The 21,260-nt window shown below is 48.9% G+C and carries 21 protein-coding genes, 2 tRNA genes and 1 pseudogene; 13 read left to right on the top strand and 11 right to left on the bottom strand.

Annotation, left to right across the window (positions count from 1 at the left end; genetic code table 11):
- The first annotated feature begins 66 nt into the window (after positions 1 to 66).
- From V6Z81_02400 to V6Z81_02420, 5 genes are read left to right on the top strand one after another with little or no spacing between them, the layout of a single operon-like run.
- A complete protein-coding gene (locus V6Z81_02400) occupies positions 67 to 1,182 on the top strand; it encodes a DUF2855 family protein (protein MEG9861345.1) in 1,116 nt (371 codons plus the stop codon).
- A complete protein-coding gene (locus V6Z81_02405; protein MEG9861346.1) occupies positions 1,182 to 2,873 on the top strand; it encodes a sulfatase-like hydrolase/transferase in 1,692 nt (563 codons plus the stop codon). Before V6Z81_02400 ends, V6Z81_02405 begins: the two co-directional genes overlap by 1 nt.
- Before the next feature lie 15 nt (positions 2,874 to 2,888).
- Entirely contained in the window at positions 2,889 to 3,473 is a 585-nt protein-coding gene (locus V6Z81_02410) for a TetR/AcrR family transcriptional regulator (protein MEG9861347.1), read from the top strand.
- A 16-nt stretch (positions 3,474 to 3,489) separates the two neighbouring features.
- Positions 3,490 to 4,179: a hypothetical protein gene (locus tag V6Z81_02415; GenBank protein ID MEG9861348.1), complete on the top strand. Its 690-nt coding sequence runs from the start codon at positions 3,490 to 3,492 to the stop codon at positions 4,177 to 4,179.
- Positions 4,180 to 4,214: 35 nt separating this feature from the next.
- Positions 4,215 to 5,249, top strand: a complete 1,035-nt coding sequence (locus V6Z81_02420) for a hypothetical protein (protein MEG9861349.1) — start codon at positions 4,215 to 4,217, stop codon at positions 5,247 to 5,249.
- Between the two features lie 39 nt (positions 5,250 to 5,288).
- On the opposite strand, the gene V6Z81_02425 is transcribed toward V6Z81_02420, so the two are convergent.
- Both V6Z81_02425 and metC read right to left on the bottom strand, forming a co-directional pair.
- Complete coding sequence (locus V6Z81_02425; GenBank protein ID MEG9861350.1) at positions 5,289 to 6,848, bottom strand: long-chain-fatty-acid--CoA ligase; 1,560 nt, start codon at positions 6,846 to 6,848, stop codon at positions 5,289 to 5,291.
- Positions 6,849 to 6,929: 81 nt separating this feature from the next.
- Positions 6,930 to 8,117, bottom strand: coding sequence for a cystathionine beta-lyase (gene metC / locus V6Z81_02430; GenBank protein MEG9861351.1), 1,188 nt, complete (start codon positions 8,115 to 8,117; stop codon positions 6,930 to 6,932).
- 153 nt (positions 8,118 to 8,270) lie between these two features.
- On the opposite strand from metC, the gene V6Z81_02435 reads away from it, so the two are divergent.
- The 5 genes from V6Z81_02435 (at position 8,271) to V6Z81_02455 (ending at position 13,993) form a co-directional block, all read left to right on the top strand.
- Positions 8,271 to 9,317, top strand: a complete 1,047-nt coding sequence (locus V6Z81_02435; protein MEG9861352.1) for an amino acid ABC transporter substrate-binding protein — start codon at positions 8,271 to 8,273, stop codon at positions 9,315 to 9,317.
- A 363-nt stretch (positions 9,318 to 9,680) separates the two neighbouring features.
- Positions 9,681 to 10,718, top strand: a complete 1,038-nt coding sequence (locus tag V6Z81_02440; GenBank protein MEG9861353.1) for an amino acid ABC transporter substrate-binding protein — start codon at positions 9,681 to 9,683, stop codon at positions 10,716 to 10,718.
- A gap of 137 nt (positions 10,719 to 10,855) precedes the next feature.
- Positions 10,856 to 12,076 carry an amino acid ABC transporter permease gene (locus V6Z81_02445; protein MEG9861354.1) on the top strand — a complete coding sequence of 407 codons (1,221 nt, stop codon included), beginning with the start codon at positions 10,856 to 10,858 and terminating at the stop codon, positions 12,074 to 12,076.
- A 5-nt stretch (positions 12,077 to 12,081) separates the two neighbouring features.
- Complete coding sequence (locus V6Z81_02450) at positions 12,082 to 13,182, top strand: amino acid ABC transporter permease (GenBank protein ID MEG9861355.1); 1,101 nt, start codon at positions 12,082 to 12,084, stop codon at positions 13,180 to 13,182.
- Between the two features lie 19 nt (positions 13,183 to 13,201).
- Positions 13,202 to 13,993 carry an amino acid ABC transporter ATP-binding protein gene (locus V6Z81_02455; protein MEG9861356.1) on the top strand — a complete coding sequence of 264 codons (792 nt, stop codon included), beginning with the start codon at positions 13,202 to 13,204 and terminating at the stop codon, positions 13,991 to 13,993.
- Here V6Z81_02455 and V6Z81_02460 read toward each other — a convergent pair.
- Genes V6Z81_02460 through V6Z81_02475 form a run of 4 tightly spaced genes read right to left on the bottom strand, consistent with a single transcriptional unit; the run spans position 13,990 to position 16,670 of the window.
- Positions 13,990 to 14,601, bottom strand: a complete 612-nt coding sequence (locus tag V6Z81_02460) for a hypothetical protein (protein ID MEG9861357.1) — start codon at positions 14,599 to 14,601, stop codon at positions 13,990 to 13,992. The two genes, V6Z81_02455 and V6Z81_02460, sit on opposite strands and share 4 nt — an antisense overlap.
- 3 nt (positions 14,602 to 14,604) lie before the next feature.
- A complete protein-coding gene (locus V6Z81_02465) occupies positions 14,605 to 15,111 on the bottom strand; it encodes a GNAT family N-acetyltransferase (GenBank protein ID MEG9861358.1) in 507 nt (168 codons plus the stop codon).
- A 1-nt stretch (position 15,112) separates the two neighbouring features.
- Positions 15,113 to 15,661, bottom strand: coding sequence for a GNAT family N-acetyltransferase (locus V6Z81_02470; protein MEG9861359.1), 549 nt, complete (start codon positions 15,659 to 15,661; stop codon positions 15,113 to 15,115).
- Between the two features lie 7 nt (positions 15,662 to 15,668).
- Positions 15,669 to 16,670: a cysteine synthase A gene (locus V6Z81_02475; GenBank protein ID MEG9861360.1), complete on the bottom strand. Its 1,002-nt coding sequence runs from the start codon at positions 16,668 to 16,670 to the stop codon at positions 15,669 to 15,671.
- A 64-nt stretch (positions 16,671 to 16,734) separates the two neighbouring features.
- On the opposite strand from V6Z81_02475, the gene V6Z81_02480 reads away from it, so the two are divergent.
- Complete coding sequence (locus V6Z81_02480; protein ID MEG9861361.1) at positions 16,735 to 17,073, top strand: hypothetical protein; 339 nt, start codon at positions 16,735 to 16,737, stop codon at positions 17,071 to 17,073.
- A 15-nt stretch (positions 17,074 to 17,088) separates the two neighbouring features.
- On the opposite strand, the gene V6Z81_02485 is transcribed toward V6Z81_02480, so the two are convergent.
- The 5 genes and pseudogenes from V6Z81_02485 to V6Z81_02505 all read right to left on the bottom strand — a co-directional run bounded on the left by V6Z81_02485 (position 17,089) and on the right by V6Z81_02505 (position 19,795).
- Positions 17,089 to 17,811 carry a hypothetical protein gene (locus tag V6Z81_02485; GenBank protein ID MEG9861362.1) on the bottom strand — a complete coding sequence of 241 codons (723 nt, stop codon included), beginning with the start codon at positions 17,809 to 17,811 and terminating at the stop codon, positions 17,089 to 17,091.
- A gap of 40 nt (positions 17,812 to 17,851) precedes the next feature.
- Positions 17,852 to 18,373, bottom strand: a pseudogene (locus tag V6Z81_02490) (hypothetical protein).
- Positions 18,373 to 19,353: a DUF2332 domain-containing protein gene (locus V6Z81_02495; protein ID MEG9861363.1), complete on the bottom strand. Its 981-nt coding sequence runs from the start codon at positions 19,351 to 19,353 to the stop codon at positions 18,373 to 18,375. Before V6Z81_02495 ends, V6Z81_02490 begins: the two are co-directional and overlap by 1 nt.
- 147 nt (positions 19,354 to 19,500) lie before the next feature.
- Positions 19,501 to 19,576, bottom strand: a tRNA-Asn gene (locus tag V6Z81_02500).
- Between the two features lie 144 nt (positions 19,577 to 19,720).
- Positions 19,721 to 19,795, bottom strand: a tRNA-Cys gene (locus V6Z81_02505).
- A 241-nt stretch (positions 19,796 to 20,036) separates the two neighbouring features.
- Here V6Z81_02505 and V6Z81_02510 point away from each other — a divergent pair.
- Both V6Z81_02510 and V6Z81_02515 read left to right on the top strand, forming a co-directional pair.
- Positions 20,037 to 20,225: a hypothetical protein gene (locus V6Z81_02510; GenBank protein ID MEG9861364.1), complete on the top strand. Its 189-nt coding sequence runs from the start codon at positions 20,037 to 20,039 to the stop codon at positions 20,223 to 20,225.
- Between the two features lie 347 nt (positions 20,226 to 20,572).
- On the top strand, positions 20,573 to 21,241 hold the full coding sequence (locus V6Z81_02515; protein ID MEG9861365.1) for a protein-L-isoaspartate O-methyltransferase: 669 nt from the start codon (positions 20,573 to 20,575) through the stop codon (positions 21,239 to 21,241).
- Positions 21,242 to 21,260 lie beyond the last annotated feature (19 nt).

Genomic DNA, 21,260 nt, shown 5'->3' on the forward strand with positions numbered 1-21,260 from the left:
TGCAAAACAATATAAATTGACATTATCAATGTCAATTTATATCCTCAACGGAAATGAGGAGAAACCATGCACTATAAAAGTCAGAATTTTGTTTTCAATCCGGATGATTTTCGCGACACAAAATTCATTGAAGGGGCAGCGTTTGACAGCGGGCAGCTCGGCGATGGCGAGGTGATTATCGAAGTTGATATTCTGGCGTTGACTGCCAATACAATTACCTATGGCATTGCCGGTAAATTGGGGATTATTCGTTATCTGGAAAGTTTCCCCACCGAAGCGCCTTATGCGCGCATGCCGTTTTGGGGATTTGGTAACATTGTCGCTTCAGCTCATGCCGATTTGCCGGTCGGTGAGCGGCTTTACGGTTTTTACCCACTGTCAACGTATCTGTTGACCACAATGGATAAGGTCACGGCGGCCAAATGTAACGATGTAACGCCCTGCCGCAAGACAATACCTACTCTTTACAGAGAATATGCGCGAGTTACTGCCGAGCCCGACTATGATCCGGGTTTTGACGAGATGCAAAGCCTGCTGCGTCCGGTCATCAGCACATCGTTTTTGCTGGAACATTATATTAGGCGCCATGATTTTTACGACGCCCGCAATATTGTCATTACCAGCGCGTCAAGCAAAACAGCTTTCGGTTTTGGCCATTTTCTGGTTAATCAACATGATGATAAATGCCGCGCCATTGGCCTTACATCGGCGCGCAATAAAGCATTTGTTGAAAAGACCGGCTGCTATCATCAGGTGTTGACTTATGATGAGGTCAATAAGCTGCCTAAAGAGGCCAGTGTCTTGTTTGATATGGCCGGTAATGCCGAACTGCGGGCCTCTATTCATCATCATTTGGATGATTTGATTGCCTATAGCGGCACGGTGGGGGCCACCCATTGGGATGCCGGTGGTCAGGATGCTTCGGACCTGCCCGGCCCGCGACCGGTTTTCTGGTCCGGTCCTGACGAGGTTGCATTTCTGGCCCGCCGGAGTGACGACCCGCAACAGTTATTGAGCACAATTAGCGGGCATACGGCCAGCCTGATGAGGGAAGCGGCCAATTGGCTAAAGATCAACCGTTTTGCCTCGGCTGATGAAATAAAAAAAGCCTATCTTGATATGCTGGACAGTAAAATGGCGGCGGAAGATGCGACCATCTTCAAAGTCAAAGGAGCCTTGTGATGGGCAGTACCTATCTTTCGAAGCGGGCCAAAATCCTTCTGGCCACGGCCTTGCTGCTGATCAGCTCAATCGCGATTATTTATCTCAATCGCGATTATGTAATTATCAAGGTGGTGGGTTTTATGGCGCGCAATGCCTTTGCGACGGGCCCCAATAAGCCAGTCACGTGGCAGAGTGGCATCTGGCAGGGCACGGGTGAACGCCCGCCCAATATTATCGTCATTCTGACCGATGATATGGGCTTCAACGATGTCAGTTACCATGGTGGTGGGCTCATTGAGACGCCGCATATTGATACGCTGGCCAATCAGGGTGTGCGCTTTGCCAATGGCTATGCTGGTAGCGCGGTCTGCGCCACGTCGCGCGCCATGTTATTGACCGGCCGTTATTCCACCCGTTTCGGGTTTGAGTTCACCCCGACACCAGATCAGTTCAGCCCTATTTTGCAGCAATTGGCGAAAAGCGATCCGATGCCTCGCAAGATGAATTTCATTGAAGTGCATGATACGGCGATGGAAGCCGAAGACCCGCATGCAGAACACAAAGAAATCAGCTTTATGTCAAAAGGCCTGCCGCAACAAGAAATCACGCTGGCCGAAGAATTAAAGCGCGCCGGCTATCATAATTTGCATATCGGTAAATGGCATTTGGGCCGTGACCCCGAGTTTCGTCCCGGCAATCAGGGGTTTGATGAAAGTCTGCTGATGGAAAGCGGGCTTTATTTGCCGGTCGACTCACCTGATGTCGTTAATGCACGCAATGAGTTTGCCGTGCTGGATAAGGTGCAATGGGAAGTGCTGACCTATGCGGCCAGCTTTAATGATAGCGAGCGGTTTGAGCCGAACGGCTATCTGACCGACTATTATACCGATGAGGCGGTTAAGGCGATTGCCGCCAATAAGGACCGGCCTCTCTTCCTCTATCTGTCTCATTGGGGCATTCACACGCCGCTACAAGCCTCAAGGGCCGATTTTGAAGCAGTCGGCGATAATTTCAAAACCCATCGGGCGCGCGTTTACGCAGCAATGATCCGTGCCGTTGACCGCTCGGTCGGCCGCGTGATGCAGGCATTGAAAGATAATGGGCTTGATGACAATACACTGGTCATATTCACCAGCGATAATGGCGGCGCCAATTATATCGGCATGCCGGATATTAATAAGCCCTATCGCGGCTGGAAACTGAGTTTTTTTGAAGGCGGTACTCATGTTCCCTTTATCATGCACTGGCCCGGTAAGCTGCAAGCGGGCAGTTACCCGCATCCGATTTCGCATCTCGATATTATGCCCACGGCATTGGGCGCAGCCGCGCTGAAACCACAAGCCGAAGTGATTGATGGGGTCAATCTGTTGCCTTATTTGACGGGCAAGAAAGCGGGGTGGCCGCACGACACGTTAATTTGGCGCTCGGGCCATTATCAGGCGATTATAAAAGACGGCTGGAAAATGCAGCGCAGTGATCGGCCGGAGAAAACGCGGCTTTATCACCTGACCGACGATCCGTTTGAAAAAGCTGATGTTAGCACGGCGCACCCCGATAAAATCGCCGAGCTGAATGCGCTGCTGGATTCCCATAATAAAGAGCAGGCGTCGCCCATGTGGCCGACGCGTGCCGAAATGCCCATATGGGTTGATAAATCGCTGGGCAACAGACCAACTCTCGATGATGATTATATTTACTGGCCGAATTAGTAAAAGAGTGACTTAATGAGTGGACAACCGAAACTGGAAATTATTGACGGACGCCACAAGCGTAGCGAACGCAGCCGCGCTGCCATCATCACGGCAACGCTCAATCTTGTCGATAATGGCAACCTGTCGCCAACAGCCAGGCAAATTGCCGAAGAGGCCGGAGTCGGTTTACGCTCTTTCTTTCGCCATTTTGAAGATATGGATGCGCTGTTTGACACGATAGACCGCCATTTACGGAAATATTATGAGCAACTTTTCAACCGGCCTTTTAGTAATGGCTGTCTTGAAGAGCGCATCGCTGATATTGTAACCGGTCGGTCGGAAGCCTATGAGCGTTTGAAAAAAATGATGATGAGCACTCAGGCACAATTATGGCGCTCCGGGACTTTGCAAAAGAACTATGCCCGCAATCAGGAGAGATTGCGCAAACATCTGGAAAAATGGCTGCCCGAATTACAGTCTCTGCCAAAAGGAAAACGCGAGGCTGCCCATGCGGCTGCTTCTTTTGATATGTGGCATCGTCTTCGCCATCACCAAAAACTCAATATTAGCGAGGCGCGTGAGGCGATTATCGCCATGCTGCATGGTCTTCTGGGTTGATCTAAATGATGGCGCAATGATGAAACGTATTCTTATCGGCTTTGCCATTTTTGTGCCGGCGCTTTTTCTCATGCTGTTCTGGCTCGTCTTTTTTTCTCCGCGTCCGCCCCTGAGTACTGATGCGGCAACGCTGGCCGGTGATGGCAGCCTTATTGATTATTGCCAATTTCCGAAACTGGACAGCAGCGGCAAGCTGGCCCGCAACATCCCAAAAGGTAACACGCCGGGTTGTGCCTATTCGCATTTTCCGCTACCCATATTGGCTGAATGTACCGAACCTTTGCTGGAAGGCGCAGATGATATTCGCGGCCTGTGGATTGGCGTTGAAGGGGAGCATATCGGTCATGTCGAACGTGTCGAACAATGTGGAAGCCGGACGGTTATCACATCCTCCGGCATTATTCACGATTACGGTTCCAACAGTACCGCCGGTCTCAATACGAATGATACGGAAGGTATGGTGGTTTTTACCATCGGTGATAAGGAATATTGCCCGCGCACCAGCGCCGCCATGATTTGGCGGGACGGTGTGTTGAATTTTCATGCGCTTGGTTGGGGGCCGGTGGTTGTGCGCCGCTATAAGGACGGTGAACAACTGGTTTGGGAATATGCCGATGGCAGCACAACCCGTATGAACCGGTTGTGTAATCTGCCCGAAGCGTATAAAAAACCCCGTCCCAGAGGCCCCCGTATCTCCCTGTTTTAAATGATAATGTAAGAGGACAGTGTAAGAGGAACACCATGACAGATCAGCAACCACTTCGCTTTATCGGGGGTACTGGCTCGCCCTATACGCAAAAAATGCTGGCGCTTTTGCGCTATCGCCGCATTGAGACGGTGGTGATTTGGGGACAGCCTGCTGCGGTGTGCAAAGAATTGGGTATCGAACCGCCGCGCCCGGTGCTGATGCCAACTTTTCTGTTTGAGGACAACGACGGGATGAAAGCCGTCACCGATACGACGCCGATTATCCGCCGTCTGGAAAATGACCATAAAGGCCGTTCAGTCATTCCCGATGATGCGGCGCTCGCCTTTATTGATTATCTCATTGAAGATTTTGCCGATGAATGGGTTACCAAATATATGTTCCATTATCGCTGGCACGCCGATGCTGATGCCGAGAATGCTTCTATACTTTTACCGCTTGCCTTTGATGTCAGCATGGCGGAAGACTCGCTGACCGGCCTCAAGTCCATGATTAAAGACCGGCAGGTCAACCGGCTTTACGTTGTCGGCTCAAACGACATCACTGCGCCGGTGATTGACACGAGTTACAAGCGGTTTCTGGCCGCCATGGAAGCGCATTTAGGTAGCCAGCATTTTATGCTTGGCGGACGTCCGGCGGCGGGTGATTTTGGCCTTTACGGGCAATTGACACAGCTTGTCGGTTTCGACCCGACGCCACGCGCTTTGACCCATAAATTATCGTCTCGCACCGTTGCATGGGTTGATCTAATGCGCGACCAAAGCGGCCATGAGCCAAAGGAAGCGCATTGGGTGACACTGGAAGACCAGCCCGACACGCTGCGCCTTGTGTTGAACGAAATCGGTCACGTCTATGCGCCTGCCCAGCTTGCCAACGCCAAAGCGGTGGTCGATGGGGCGGAAAGCTGGGAATGCGAAATTGACGGCGCAAAATGGACGCAACCGACCTTTAACTATCAGGCCAAATGCCTCAACTGGACACGCGAGCAGTATGCTGCGCTTAGCGATGCTAACCGTGCACGTGTTGATACCTGTCTTGCCGGCACCGGCATTGAAGCCATGCTGACTTAGGTCAGCGGGTGCTCGGCCTTTTGCCCTGATTAAATCGCCCTAGTTAACCTGACGTTCTCTGCCTTCCCAATAAGGGATGCGTAAATCACGCTTCAGCACTTTGCCGGCACCGGACAAGGGCAGCGGCTCATCGCGCAAGGCGATAGAGCGCGGCAGTTTATAGTTGGCAATCAGCGGGCGGCAATGCTCGACAATTTCATCCAGGGTCGGGACAGCCCCTTCTTTCGGGACAATAATGGCATGCACGGCCTCGCCCCATTTATCATCGGGAATGCCAATAACGGCAACTTCGGCCACGGCTTCATGGGTTGAGATGGCACTCTCCACCTCGGCCGAGAATACATTTTCACCACCGGTGACAATCATGTCTTTCATCCGGTCGGCTATAAAAATAAACCCGTCCTCGTCCATATATGCACCATCGCCGGTATGAACCCATCCGTCTTTTAAAGTAGCGGTGGTTTGCTCATCAAGTTTCCAATAGCCTTGCATGGCGCCCATGCCGCGGGCGCAAATTTCACCGACTTCGCCGAGGGTAACCCTATTACCGTCTTTATCGACGATCTTTACTTCCGTGCCGGGCACCGGACGACCGGCCGAGCGCAATTTGGAATTATTGCTCCCCAGAACATGAAATTCCGGCTGCAAGGTCGAGACAATCGGTGCCAGTTCGGTCTGGCCGTAGCCCTGCATGATTTTCAAATCGGGCATGCGCTTAATCAAATCGGTCAACAGCCCTTCCGGCATGGGTGACGCGCCGTACAGCATATACCCAAGGCTGCTCAGGCGCTTCGGGTCAAAAGCTTCGGAATTGAGCAACATACCAATCATGGTTGGCACCAGCAGCGCATGCGTCACCTCATGGGTTTCAATGGCCTGCATGACTCCTTCAATGTCAAACATGGGAATATACACATGCGTCGCGCCGACTGCCGTCTGGCCGCCGCTGGCTGCACCATCGGCCAGATGGAACATCGGAGCGGCGTGCAGATAAATGCTTTCAGGGCGCGCCTCGAGCATTTTCGACATGACCAGATTATTATACCAAAGCGCCCGATGCGGCAGCATCACCCCTTTGGGAAATCCGGTTGTGCCGCCGGTATAATACAGGCCGGCAAGGTCTTCGCCGCCGCGCATGGCGTCTTCACAGGGTTCGCCGTCTTCAACCAGTTCTTCAAAAGCCAGCATGCCTTCCGGCACTTCACCATCATCAAGATAGATGACTATTTTCAGCGCTTTGCATTCCTCTCTGATCTTCTCAACAACCGGCGCAAAAGTCTTATCGACAAAAAGAATTTCCGCACCTGAATCATTGAGCGAGTAGGCGTTTTCCACCGCCGTCCAGCGGATATTCATCGGTACAACGGCAGCGCCTGACCACCAGACAGCGTGGTAATATTCGGTATAGCGGTCAGAGTTTAACGCCAATATGGCAACCCGGTCGCCGGCGCCCGCTCCCAGTTTGCGCAAACTGCCGGCCAGCTTAGCCACCCGTGAGCGGTGCTCAGACCATGTGCGTCTGCGTGCGCCCATAATGGTCGCGATTGCATTAGGCCGCGTATCGGCGGCGGAAGTCATAAATTGTGTAACGCTTGTCATGTCTCCCTTATTCCCTTTTACTTTTGATAGATTGTTTTTGATAGACCATGATGCCCGATGCTGTGCCTTATCGCAAACCCGTCAGTCCACAGACCGTAATCGTTCAAACCCCGCTTCAAGGTCATGAATTAAATCCTTGCTATCCTCAAGGCCAATATGAATCCTAAGCATTGGCCCCGTAACCTCCCATGACCCGGCTGTGCGATGAGGGGTCACGGGAAGTATTAAACTCTCCATGCCACCCCATGAGTACCCCATACCGAAATACGCCATGGAGTCCAGCATAGCCGCCACCGCCCGGGCGGAGCGGGGTTTTAGGATTACGCTAAACAATCCCGATGCGCCGGAGAAATCCCGCTGCCAGAGATCATGGTCAGCGTGGCTTTCAAGAGCCGGATATAAGACCGCCTCCACTTCCGGCCGGGCCTCAAGCCAGCGCGCTACGGTAAGGGCTGACTCCTGATGACGGGGTAACCGCACCCCAAGAGTGCGCATGCCCCGCAAAGCCATATAAATATCATCCGGTCCGGCGGTTAAGCCCAATGCCTGATGGGTATTGTCAACCGGCGTCCATGCTCTTTCGTTGGTAGCAATCGATCCCAACATGACGTCTGCATGTCCGGATACATATTTTGTAAGCGCCTGAATAGAAATATCAACCTCATGATGTAAGGGCTGAAAAAACAAAGGCGAGGCCCAGGAGTTGTCCATGAGCACCCACAGTTCTGCTTTGTGGGCGCTGTCGGCGATGGCGGGGACATCTTGTATATCAAACGTAAGAGAGCCCGGGGATTCAAGAAAAACTGCACATGTCTCGGCGCGAAACAGGTCTGATATTGCTGCTCCGATACGGGGAGGATAAAAACTGACATCTATGCCATATCGCGGCAGAATCTTTGCGCAAAAATGGCGGGTCGGACTATAGACGCTATCGGCAATCAGCACATGATCGCCGGATTTAAGAACACTCAACAGTGCCGTGGTAACGGCAGATAATCCCGATGGTGTAATGATTGCCCCATGAGCGTCTTCCAGTTCGGTAAGAGCTTCCTGAAGGGCGCGCATGGTGGGAGTTCCACGTATTCCATAGCTGAGAGGACGGGTCTGGTTATCCTCTAAATCCTTAACCGTTGGAAACAGGATGGTAGAGGCGTGATAAACGGGCGTGTTAAAAGCTCCTTCATGGGCATGGGGGTTTGTGCCGGCATGCACCAATGTCGTATCGCGCTCTTGATTATTATTTTCCGGTACGCCGTTCTTTTTAGCCATTTTGGGTCTTTCCTGCACCATTGAAACCATGTTTCAGATGTTGTCCGTACGCTACCCGATATAGCATATTGTGTCAGGGAGAACTTATGGTAGTTTGCTACAGTTTGTCAGGCCATAAAAATTTGTTGAGCCGTATAATGAAGGATTATGCGTATGAGCATTCACTCTATTTTATCAAATTTATCAAAAAGCCTGCTGGCCGGTTTTGGTGTTGCGCTTGTGGCGGCCATATCTACGGTAGCACAGGCCCAGTCCACATTGAGTCAGGTGCAAAGCAAAGGCTTTGTGCAGTGTGGTGTGAGTCAGGGTATAGCAGGATTTTCTAATTCTGATGATAGTGGAAACTGGACCGGTCTTGACGTTGACGTCTGCCGGGCGGTTGCCGCTGCAGTCTTTGGCGATGCAGACAAGGTGAAATATACCTCCCTGTCATCCAAGGCGCGCTTTACGGCGTTGCAGTCCGGTGAGATCGATATTTTGTCTAATGTCACAACCGTCACCATGCAGCGTGATACGGCGCTGGGTATCAATTTTGTCGGGGTGAATTACTACGATGGGCAGAGCTTTATGGTCCGTAAAGATCTGGGCGTCACCAGCGCCTTACAACTATCCGGCGCTTCCGTTTGTACCAATACGGGCACGACGACAGAGTTGAATGTTGCTGACTATTTCAGAGCCAACAATATGCCTTACGAAGTCGTGGCTTATGAAAAGATTGAAGAAGGCATTGCCAGTTATGATGCCGGCCGGTGTGATGTGTACACGACGGATCGGTCAGGACTTTATGCCGAGCGTTTAACATTAGAGGACAAAGACGCTCATGTGGTGTTGCCGGAGACTATCTCCAAAGAACCGCTTGGACCTGCCGTTCGTCAGGGTGATGACGAATGGGCCAATATTGTTCGTTGGTCTTTGAATGCCATGCTGAATGCCGAAGAGGCCGATGTTACATCTTCCAATGTTGATCGCATGCTTGGTTCTGACAATCCTGTAATCAGGCGTATGCTTGGTGTAGAGGGTTCATATGGTGAGAACCTTGGCCTTTCCAACAGGTGGGCCTACAACATTATCAAGCAGGTAGGCAATTACAGTGAAAGTTTTGAGAGGAATGTTGGGGTGAATACGCCACTTGGTATTTCACGGGGCTTGAATGCCCTGTGGACCGATGGCGGTATCCAATATGCACCTCCAATCCGGTAACGGCGGACGGTCCGCGATACTTCATCAACTGACTGTTTTATGTCCTTCGGGCATGCAATAATTCCGGTAAATATCCAGATTAACACCCCGGGTGTATCAATCACTTATACACTACTTATCCACAGTGAAGGGTTTATGGGTAGTCCTGCATAATATAGTTCCGTTTTTTTGACTATTGCCACTGTGCAATTTTGTGATAGCCTCAGAGGCTGGAGTGCCGCATCATTAATAGCTTTAAAGGAGCGGAAAGTACAGGTTGTCATAATCTTCCCGGAATTGCGGTATTCTGGATCGGGAGGAATGGTTTGGAAACTTTCGCTTTTCCATTTTCTTGGTAGAAAAAACTTAAGGAGGGACATTCTCGTGAGTATTCGTTCTATTTTATCAAAAATCCTGCTGGCCGGATTTGGCACCGTGCTTGTAGCGGCCATATCTACGGCAGCGCAGGCTCAGTCCACATTGAGTCAGGTGCAAGGCAAAGGCTTTGTGCAGTGTGGTGTGAGTCAGGGCTTGCCGGGCTTTTCTAATCCTGATGATAGCGGAAACTGGACAGGTATTGACGTTGACGTCTGCCGGGCAGTTGCCGCTGCGGTCTTCGGCGATGCAGATAAGGTGAAATATACACCTCTGTCGGCTAAAGAGCGTTTTACGGCGTTGCAGTCCGGTGAGATTGATATTTTATCCCGTAACACGACAATGAGCATGCAGCGCGATACGGCTCTGGGTGTCAATTTTGTAGGCATTAACTATTATGACGGGCAGGGCTTTATGGTCCGTAAAGACCTGGGCGTCACCAGCGCTTTACAACTGTCCGGTGCTTCCGTTTGCACCAATACGGGTACAACGACAGAACTGAATGTTGCTGACTATTTCAGGGCCAACAACATGCCTTATGAAATTGTAGCGTTTGAAAAGGCTGATGAAGGCGTTGCCAGTTATGACGCCGGCCGGTGTGATGTGTACACGACGGACCAATCGGGGCTTTATGCTCAGCGTCTGAAATTGACGGATAAAGACGCTCATGTGGTGTTGCCGGAGCTTATCTCCAAAGAACCGCTCGGCCCCGCCGTTCGTCAGGGTGATGACGAATGGGCTAATGTCGTTCGCTGGTCTTTGAATGCCATGCTGAATGCCGAAGAGGCCGATGTTACATCTTCCAATGTTGACCGCATGCTTGGTTCTGACAATCCTATAATTAGGCGTATGCTTGGTGTGGAGGGTTCATATGGTGAGAATCTCGGTCTTTCCAACAGATGGGCCTACAACATTATCAAGCAGGTCGGTAATTACAGTGAAAGCTTTGAAAGGAATGTTGGGGTGAATACGCCACTTGGTATTTCACGGGGCTTGAATGCCCTGTGGACCGATGGTGGTATTCAATATGCGGCTCCAATCAGGTAAATACGGGCATTTACACATTGATGTCAGGGAAAGATCTTCTCTGGTATCAGTGTGTGTTCGTAATTTATGGGGTCGACTCTGGAGAATAAATCCCGCATGATTGGTGTGGAGTTAAGTGATTAGTCAGGTGGGGTATTGTGTCTAGTGAAGGCAGTTCAGGGCCATCTACCGCTACTTCTGCCGTGGGGCGGAAAAAGGGCTCTATCTCCGCCTTCCTGAATAATTCTTACTACCGTGGAATTATATTTCAAGCCCTCACAATCGCTCTTATTGTGGGGTTCGTCTGGTGGGTTGTTGGTAATACTGTCACTAATCTGGCTGAGCGGAACATTGCATCCGGTTTTGGTTTTCTGAACAGCACTGCCGGATTTTCTATCAATTTTTCTCTTATCGAATATTCCGAGGAGTCAACTCACGGGCGTGTTCTGCTGGTAGGGTTGCTCAATACGATTTTGTGCGCTGCTCTCAGCATTTTCTTCGCAACGATTATCGGTTTTGTTGTTGGTGTAGGCCGGTTATCCAGCAACTGGCTGGTGAGAAAACTGTCAGCAGCCTACGTTGAGATTGTTCGTAATGTGCCGCTTCTTTTAATAATTTTGTTTGTCTATATTGCTGTCCTTCAGGTGTTGCCCAGCCCCAGAAACAGTTTTTCTCTGTTTGGTGATTTTTTCTGGAACAATCGCGGGCTTGTAACGCCGCAACCGGTTTTTGAGTCAGGGTCGGGGTTGATCTTCTTTGTGTTTATTGCCGCTCTTGTTATGTCCTTTTTTGTGCGGATGTGGGCGCGGAAACGGCAGATGGAGACCGGCGCGCAGTTTCCGGTTTTTTATACGGCACTTGGCTTGATTATTGGCTTGCCGGTTATTACATATTTTCTGGCAGGCCAGCCGATATCTTTTGTTTTTCCGGAGCTAAAAGGATTTAATTTTGTTGGCGGTATCAACATTGTCAATGAACTGTTGGCTCTTGTCATAGCCTTATCTATGTATACGGCCTCTTATATTGCCGAGATTGTACGGGCAGGAATTTTATCTGTAAGTCACGGTCAGACGGAAGCGGCATATTCTTTAGGGCTCTCGCCCGGTAAAACCACCCGGCTGATTGTCATACCTCAGGCCATGCGGTTGATTATTCCTCCATTGACCAGTCAATATCTGAACCTGACAAAGAATTCGTCGCTGGCAGCCGCCATTGCCTATCCGGAACTGGTCTCCGTGTTTGCGGGTACGAGTCTTAATCAGGTTGGTCAGGCTGTGGAAGTCCTCTCTATTACCATGGCTATCTATTTGTCGCTCAGCCTGCTGACCTCCCTGTTGATGAACTGGTACAACGCGAGCATGGCATTGAAGGAAAGGTAACCCTCTTGGCAAACGAACGGACAACAAACCTTTATACACGCACCGAAGAAGTGGTCGTTTGGTTAAGGAAGAATCTATTCTCTACGTGGTACAACGCCGTTCTTTCAATTGTGTCCGTGTATGTCATCTGGGTTGTCGCCAGCGGCTTCGTGAACTGGGCTTTTATTAACGCTGTCGGGTTCGATGGTGACCGGGACACTTGTGTAATGTACGCCAAAGGCGCTTGTTGGCCGTTTATTGAAGCGAAGTGGAGCCAGATTATTTACGGGCGTTATCCGGAGATGGAACGCTGGCGGGTAGATGTAACATTTCTGATTGGCGCTCTGGCTGTGGTGCCTATGCTTATGCCGTCCATGCCGTTTAAGCGGGCCAATGCGGTGTTTTTGCTTGTTCCTTACCCGATCCTCGGGTTTTTTCTCCTCAACGGAGGGGCATTTGGCCTTGAGCCTGTAGAGACTCCGTTATGGGGAGGTTTGCTGGTTACCCTTGTTGTGGCAATTGTCGGGATTGTGGCTTCTTTGCCAATTGGTATTCTGCTGGCTCTTGGGCGGCGCTCCGAAATGCCGGTCATTCGCATTTTGTGTGTGGGCTTCATAGAGTTCTGGCGGGGTGTACCTTTGATTACGGTGTTGTTCATGGCGAGTGTCATGTTACCGCTGTTTTTGCCTCAGGGCGTGACCTTTGACAAACTCCTGCGCTGTCTGATTGGCATCGCATTGTTTTCATCGGCCTATATGGCGGAGGTCGTCAGGGGAGGGTTGCAGTCAATACCGCGCGGTCAATATGAGGCGGCTCAGGCGTTGGGGCTCGGATATTGGAAGATGATGGGGTTGATTGTTTTGCCTCAGGCCTTGAAACTGGTCATTCCGGGCATTGTGAATACGTTTATCGGCCTGTTCAAAGATACGACGCTGGTTTTGATCATCGGATTGTTTGATTTGCTGGGTATTGTGCAACTTAGTTTTTCTGACCCAAGCTGGTCTACGCCTCAGACAGCGGCAACCGGATATGCTGTGGTCGGGATTATATTCTGGATATTTTGCTACGGAATGTCGCGCTATTCCCAGTTTATGGAGCGTTACCTTCATACCGGACATAAACGGTAAAGTAAGAGAGGATAATAAAGTGACGGATAATTCGATGAATCAAGATTCAGCACAGGACGGCATGAAAATATCTGATGAGGTTGCTGTCCGGATGGTCGGCATGAACAAATGGTATGAAGATTTTCATGTGCTCAAAGATATCAATTTGACGATTCATACCGGCGAAAGAATTGTGGTTTGCGGTCCTTCCGGTTCCGGAAAGTCCACGCTGGTTAGGTGCATTAACAGGCTTGAGGAGCATCAGGAAGGGCAGATTATTGTCGAGGGTATTGAACTCACTGACGATGTTAAAAAAATTGATGAGATCCGGAGAGATACCGGCATGTGCTTCCAGCATTTTAATCTGTTCCCTCACCTGACAACGCTAGAGAATTGCACTTTAGCTCCTATCTGGGTTCACAAGATGCCCAAGAAGGAAGCTGAGGAAGTTGCCATGCAGTTTTTAGAGCGGGTCAAGATTCCCGATAAGGCGGATAAATACCCGGGTCAATTATCCGGAGGCCAACAGCAGCGGGTTGCCATTGCGCGGGCTTTGTGTATGAAACCCCGTATTATGCTGTTTGATGAACCCACATCGGCTCTTGATCCGGAGATGATTAAGGAAGTGCTGGACGTGATGGTCTCTCTGGCTGAGGGAGGCATGACGATGGTTTGCGTGACCCATGAGATGGGTTTTGCGCGGCAGGTCGCCAACCGTGTTATTTTCATGGATGGGGGACAGATTGTAGAAGAAAACGCACCGGAACCGTTTTTCACCAATCCTCAAAATGAGCGCACTAAACTCTTTTTAAGCCAGATTTTAAATCATTAATTTGCTAGGTTTCGTTGCTTCTTTTCTATCCATTTTGAAGCTTTAATAATCTGCATAAGACGTCCCACGGACGATGCCGCCGGTGTTCGTTCAATAGATCGATAGAGTTCATCAAGGATCTCATTGAGCGTGAGAATTTTGACAGGGTTACCGCGCATGGCTGTTTTAAAAGTATTGTAATTTTCCCATTTCTCTTTATTTGCATTCGGCTTAAGTGTTGTTACGGCTGTAATGTAAGTGAATTTTTTTGACTCTGTAATTTCTTCAACTTTATCTAGGAAGGCTGATGTCCATTTTTCTTTGACGAGTTCTCGGAAGCCTTTCCATGTTTCGCGCCCACTCTCTTTTTTCCCTTCTTCAATCTTTTTTATTATGTTGTCCGGATCGAAGCCACCTTGCCAGCTTTTACAGCTAACAACAATAACGCGCTCTGATCCTTTTAACGTCGGGTTAAATCCTATGACGTCAATATCGCTGGCAACTCTATCTTGCTTTGATTCATATTCCGGATGTGAAGGATCAGGTTTGAATTTGACATTGTGTCTGGTGAAATAGCCTTTATGTTGCAGATATTCATCTACGAGCTGTTCTAAAATATCCTCTTTCATGACTTAGTTCTCTTCTAAGTAATATTCATAATTTAACGACGGGAGTTTTTCTTGTTGCGCAAGACTAAAACATTCTTCCTCCCCAACTTGCAAAAAACCAATTTTTTTCAATAGTTTTGCAGAAGCAATATTTTCACTAAGCACGCAGGCTTTTAATTTTCTAAATGTCGTATTGGTTTTTAGATAGTCAAGAAAACCTCTAACCGCCTCCGTTGCGTAACCTTGTCCCCAATAATCGACTCCCAGCCAATATCCGAGTTCATAAAAACCGTTATCTCTGGGCGTCAAACCGATGCCGCCTACCAGATTATTGTTTAAGAAAATATTTAATGAAAACTTATCATTGTTAACAATCTCTAGCCATTTATCAGCATCGTCTAACGTATAAGGATAGGGAACACTGCTTAAGTTTTTTGAAACCCTGAAATCACCAATCAGGTTAACCAACCGTTCTTTATCGGCATGACCTAATTTTTTTAAAACCAGTCTGTCCGTTCTAATTTCAGCCATTTTATAATCTATTCGCAGTTGGCGACGGCCAGTCGGCGGGCTGTTTTAATATGCCGTTTTCCTGTTCATAGGGTGTGAAACCGCAGCGTTGATAGAGGGGCAGGGCATGGGGATGGTCCAGAGTGCAGGTTTGCACAATCAGGCGGTTGATTTCCTGAGACCAGGCAAGGTTAATGGCCTCATGAAGAAGATAAACCCCCAACCCCTCGCCGATTTGTTCGGGCATCAGCCCCAGCATGGAAAGTTCGGCCTGAGGGAACAGGCGAAAATCAAGCTCTGCAAATCCGGCCGGTACGCCATTGTGGTGCAACACATATATTTTGACATCATCATTGTGAATAATGGCGGTGAGTTGCTCGTCCGGCATACGCCAGCGGTCCACCCAATAGTAATCTTTACCGATTGTATCGTAGAGGTAGCGGTAGAAGTGTACGGGCGGTTTTTCGGCCCGGATGAGAGCTACGGTGCCGGAGAGGGTATGAGAGGGGCTTTTGGCCGGATGCGCCAGCATTTCCAGATAGGTGATGGTAATTTCGTGGGGGATATCCATGAGGATTTTATGTCAGCCAGTCGGGGTAGGGCAGGTTCTTTTCTTTTAGGAATGTTGGGTTAAACATTTTGCTTTGATAGCGCGTTCCGTAATCGCACAAGACGGTGACGATGGTATGTCCGGGTCCCATTTGGCGGGCAAGGCGTATAGCTCCCGCAATATTAATGCCGCTGGAGCCACCCAGACAAAGCCCTTCTTCTTTCAGCAGACCAAAAACAATAGGCAGCGCTTCTTCATCGGGAATCTGGAAGGCGTCATCTATGGGGGCGTCTTCCAGATTGGCAGTGACGCGTCCCTGACCGATCCCTTCGGTAATGGATGTGCCTTCTGATTTCAATTCGCCATGTTTGTAATAATGATAGAGCGCCGCTCCCATGGGGTCGGCAGCGGCGGCGACGATTGACGGGCTTTTCGACTTCAAAGCCATAGCGACCCCTGCCAGCGTGCCGCCGGTGCCGATGGCGCAAGTAAAGCCATCTACTTTGCCTTCCGTTTGCTGCCAGATTTCAGGACCGGTAGTCTCAACATGGGCCTTGCGGTTGGCTATGTTGTCAAACTGGTTCGCCCAGATCGCCCCGTTGGGTTCTTTTTCGTTGATCTCTTCGGCCAGACGGCCTGAATATTTGACGTAATTATTGGGGTCTTTATAAGGAACGGCCGGTACTTCAATGAGTTCTGCACCGGCAAGACGTAGCATATCCTTTTTTTCCTGCGATTGAGTGTCGGGAATAACAATCACGGTTCGATACCCCAAACTGTTGTTGACCAGCGCCAGGCCAATACCGGTATTCCCTGCCGTTCCTTCAACAACGACGCCGCCTTCGCGCAATTGACCCTTCTTGATGGCATCCTGCACAATATAAAGGGCGGCGCGGTCTTTGACGGACTGTCCGGGGTTCATGAACTCGGCTTTGCCGAGAATCTCACATCCGGTTTCTTCCGAGGCGCGCCGCAGGCGAATAAGTGGCGTATTGCCAATAGTTTCTATGAGATTATTACGAATTTCCATACCATAACTTTACAGTGCCGGGCTATATTGTTCAAGATTACAGACAGTATGAAAGAGATACACTATGGAAAAAGACGCAGTAATTTATATGGTGCAATCATGGGTTAAGCCGGGCGAGGGTGAGGCTTACCTGCGTTGGCTTGAGGACAAGCACATGAAAGACGTGCTTAACGTTAAGGGCATGATGTGGGCACGCAAGGTGATGCTGGAACAAAAAGATGAAGCGCGGGGATGGGATGGTGTTCTTTTAATATACGGTGCCGCTTCCCGTTCTGCACTGGAGAGTTATTTGAATAGCCCTGAGCGGGATAAATTTTGGGACGAACTAAAGGCGTTTACCGATGTTCACTATTCAACACGGGTTTATGGGCAGGTAGATTTTGTCCTTAATGATATTCGGTGAGTGCGGTGATGGGAACTAGAAATTTCCATAGATGGAACTACGAACGTTATCGAATGACTTAAGTTTTTGTGAAAACTGTTTTATGCGTTTAATAAGATCGTCTGATGGATTGAGGGTAATGAACCATCTTTCCGAGGGTACTTTTCTACCAGTTTCAGTAGGGATGATCGTTAAAATCTTCAAAGTGATTGGATTGAAGAGATAAAAGTGTTTATTGATATCGAAGATTTGCTCATCATAATTTTTGTGAGCTGGGAATTTGATACAAACTAAAGGTCTTTTATTGGCTGCAAGAATTTCAATCTCTCTTTTTAATGCATGTTGTTTTGAAGGTTTTTTAACACCGATATCGGGGCCAGTATCGGGGTCTATAAATACCATGTCACATCTAGACAAAGTTGTTACCATATTCTGAGCCCAAGCGTCTCGACTTGCCGATTTCAAAGGCTTAGGAACTGCTGAGTAATGAAAAACGGTACTCTTATTCCAGATTTCTGCTTTCTGAAGCTTGTTTATGCTTCGTTCAGGAAGTTTTGCAAGATGATCAAATAATTCGGGATCTAAGGCCCTATAATCCTTTTGTTGCAGGTATTCCTGATGTTTCCCGTCCGCAGGGTCATCACGACAGTCGACGTAATACCAGCCAACTCCCAGTTTCAATTCTGTTCCATGAACTAATGCCCGTAAAAACGAGAATTTAAAAAAATCGGAAATATCTCCTGCGTATTGGTCTCTCATGCAAAGCTTCTTTCGGGTAATCCTGTTTGACTATTTGGAATTATCCTCCAACAAGCCTCCTACATTCTGCACGAGCAGATTGCACTTCTTTAATTTTTTTTGGATTATGTTTGATATTCAGGGATGGTTTATATTTACGGATTAATTCTCTTTCAAGGTCTTCCGTTTCACTTTTGGCAACTAAAAGATAAGTAAAAAGGCAGTTCTCGCGTATCCATGCTGTGAGTATATCTTCATTTTTGAAACTCTATTTAGAGGGTTTTGCTGATCGTAAAGTTAACTTTAGCTGTAAATATTCACGTAAAACAGCACCAACAGAACGCCGGAATGTATCGCTTGTTGAGTGAGGCCCTGTAAAATGAGTTTCCAATCGATCATATAAACCTGAGGCCCCCATTCCGATGTAGATCATCTTGTCATCACGACCTAGAATCGGTTGCCACTCTTCCGGCAAAATATCGATACCCAGCAGAAATATAGCATATACTCCAGCATCTTTTGGTAATGCCATGCCATCAGACCATTTCTTTGGTGGTGTATTAAATGGGAACTCTTTCATCATCAAACACCTTTCGCAAACCACACAATATCCTCACCATGGGGATGTGTGTGCGCCAGAATATTGTTATTATAAGATAGCACAAACCTTCCTCTAGGAACTTCTAAGGCCGGATCAAGTAAGTCGGGGAATATCAGGCTGTGCTCCTGCAAAATCCAGTTCACCGGTAGGTCGTTCATGAGGGCCCTAAACCGTTTAACCTCTTTTGGCGGCATGTAATTCATGACAGCCGAATGATAGATGACGATATCGGCCTCTTTTGGTGCCGCCGAGATAGACGCTTCCAGATGATCCAGTAAATTTCCTCCGGTAATTTCCAGCCTGTGTTGCCGTGCCTCGGCAATCGCGGTTTGCAATCTGTGCAACCGGTCTGTCTGTCCGGGCCATACAAGAGTTTCCAGCCAGTCGCATGACTCTTTATCAGATAAATCTATCGGGTTCAGGTCAATCCCTTTCCGCCAGACAATATTGAGGTTTTTATTGATTTCCGGCATTGGCCCGTCAAAACCGCACGTGATGAGGGGTGATTGGCCGGAGGCAGAGTTTGGCACAATTTTTGTGCCGTCAAAACTATATTGATAGTAGTCGGGAATCATGCACAGTCCGGCAGAGGCACCCACCTCAATGAGGGCAATCTTTTCTTGTTTCATTTGCGATAAGGCCAGAAATAGTGCACCGCAACGTGCCGGTTCATTGGTCTGGGTGATTTTTGTGTTGACCACCTGTGTTATGGCCTCACGGTTTTCATGAATGATCCGCTCAAATTCGTGTAAAGAGTTTGGAACGCCATAAACTTTCCGGACAGCGGCAAAAATCAGGTTGGGTTGTCTTTTGTTGTCATGAAAATTGGAAATAAACTGAAGAAGTATATCGCTTTCTGTCACCCAACGGGCCAGATCAAAATATGCCTGACACCTGCCTTTTGCCTCGTATTTCGCAAAGTTCAGATATCGTTTTTTCAGTTTTTCAATATCGTCTTCCATCGATTGCTTTCACGTTCTTGGTGTTTCAATCGTGGATAGTATAACCTTGCCCCCGGCAATTCCTTACTTGGAAATAAGGGACAAAAAGGCAGAGAAAGTAATAGGAAGACTAGCTGAATAAATGCCGGGAAGGGTCAAAATGAAAAATGGCTCCCCGAGCCGGACTCGAACCAGCGACCCAGCGGTTAACAGCCGCTTGCTCTACCAACTGAGCTATCGGGGATTAAGCCTGTCTTTAGGATTAGCAAAATCACGGAGCCAATACCAGCCTGAAATAGCCCGGTCATGGCTTCAGAGCAACTATAGGGCTAATTTGGATCGGCCAAAATCAGGCGGAATTGGGGGAGGTGAGGACCGGGAGGGGTTGTGGAGGCCACGCCCGGAATCGAACCGGGATAAACGGATTTGCAGTCCGCTGCGTCAACCATTCCGCCACGTGGCCTACAATCTCTAGGATTTGCCGTATCATTCCTGCGATTACCAAGAATTGCAATAGCCTTTATAGGGGGTTATGTACAACATCAATTCCAACTATCTTTTTTGTGATTTAAAGTTGATTAGGCTCCTATACTATTCTGCAATAGTATCATAATTGATGTGCGCCGAATCTTCCGGAATTTTTCTGGAGGTTAAGAAAAAGGAGTATGATTCGGAAGTTAACAAACGTTTTGAGGAGATCTAAAATGAAAACACTAACAACTCTTTCAATTGCTCTTGTGATGGCCTTGGCTCTTAGCGGGCCGGTGTTTTATACATCTACTCCCGCTCATGCCCAGTCGTGGGCTGATTATAACTTCTGCTGGATTTGGGGATGTGGGGATGAAGACCTCGGCCCCGCCTCTGACGGCGACGGTGGCGTATTTGGAGAATAAACGGCTCTAAATTCCAGCCTCACCGCAGGTGCACTAGCGCTTTTGGTGATGCCTCAGGTGAGATAATGGCAATAACGGCAGGCCAAAACGCTTGGCTTGCCGTTTTTATAAAGGCTGTGGTTTGCAGGGGATCAAAGCATTGGCGCAGACGCTATTCTTCACGGAGTGTCTGCGACAGGTTGTGTATAATCTGGCATTGACATTGTTCAATGACAAATTATTACTTGTGTTCGCAGATTTTCAGGCCTCACCGCAAGTGCTCCGATAGGATTTCTTTCCATTCTTGTATATAATCACCCATTATAGGTCATAGATCCTTAAACGATAGTGGGGACAAGCGGTTTGAAATGACAGATTTCACCGAACTCAGAAATACCATGATTGAAAGTCAAATCCGCACCGATGGAGTGACGGATCCTGCAGTACTGGGGGCGATACGAAAAATTTCCCGTGAGCAATTTGTGCCGGATGAATGTATTCCGTATGCCTACGCCGATTGCCCTATAAGGTTATCCGTTAAGCCTGTAGCACGGGGGTTGCCGGCGCCCCGTGATTTTGCGTTGTTGGTTCAGGCGGCGGGTATTGAACCTTCCGATGTGGTTTTGGACATAGGGTGCGGGTCGGGGTATTCCACGGCGGTTCTGGCGCGTCTGGCCGATACGGTTGTCGCTCTGGAGGAAGACAACATATTGGCAGAAAAAGCCATGGGGACGTTGGCTGAGCTGGGGGCGGATAACGCCGTTGTTGTTAAGGGGGATTTGAAGGAGGGATATCCGGGGCAAGCTCCTTATGATATTATCATGTTGAGTGGGGCGGCCTGTAGAATACCGGAAGGGCTGTTTTCGCAGTTGGCGGAGGGAGGCCGTCTGGTTGCGGTTGTTTATGGAGCCGTGAATGGTAATGTCAGGGTGTATGAGAAGACTGGAGGGGGCGTTTCTTCCCGGACAATATGCAAGGCGACGGCATCGGTTTTGCCGGGGTTTGAGGCGGAGCCTGATTTTGTTTTTGCATCGTAGAGCCTTACCCTGCCAGAGT

This window comes from Parvularculales bacterium (assembly GCA_036881865.1).
Lineage (GTDB): Bacteria > Pseudomonadota > Alphaproteobacteria > JAPOUT01 > JBAJNM01 > JBAJNM01.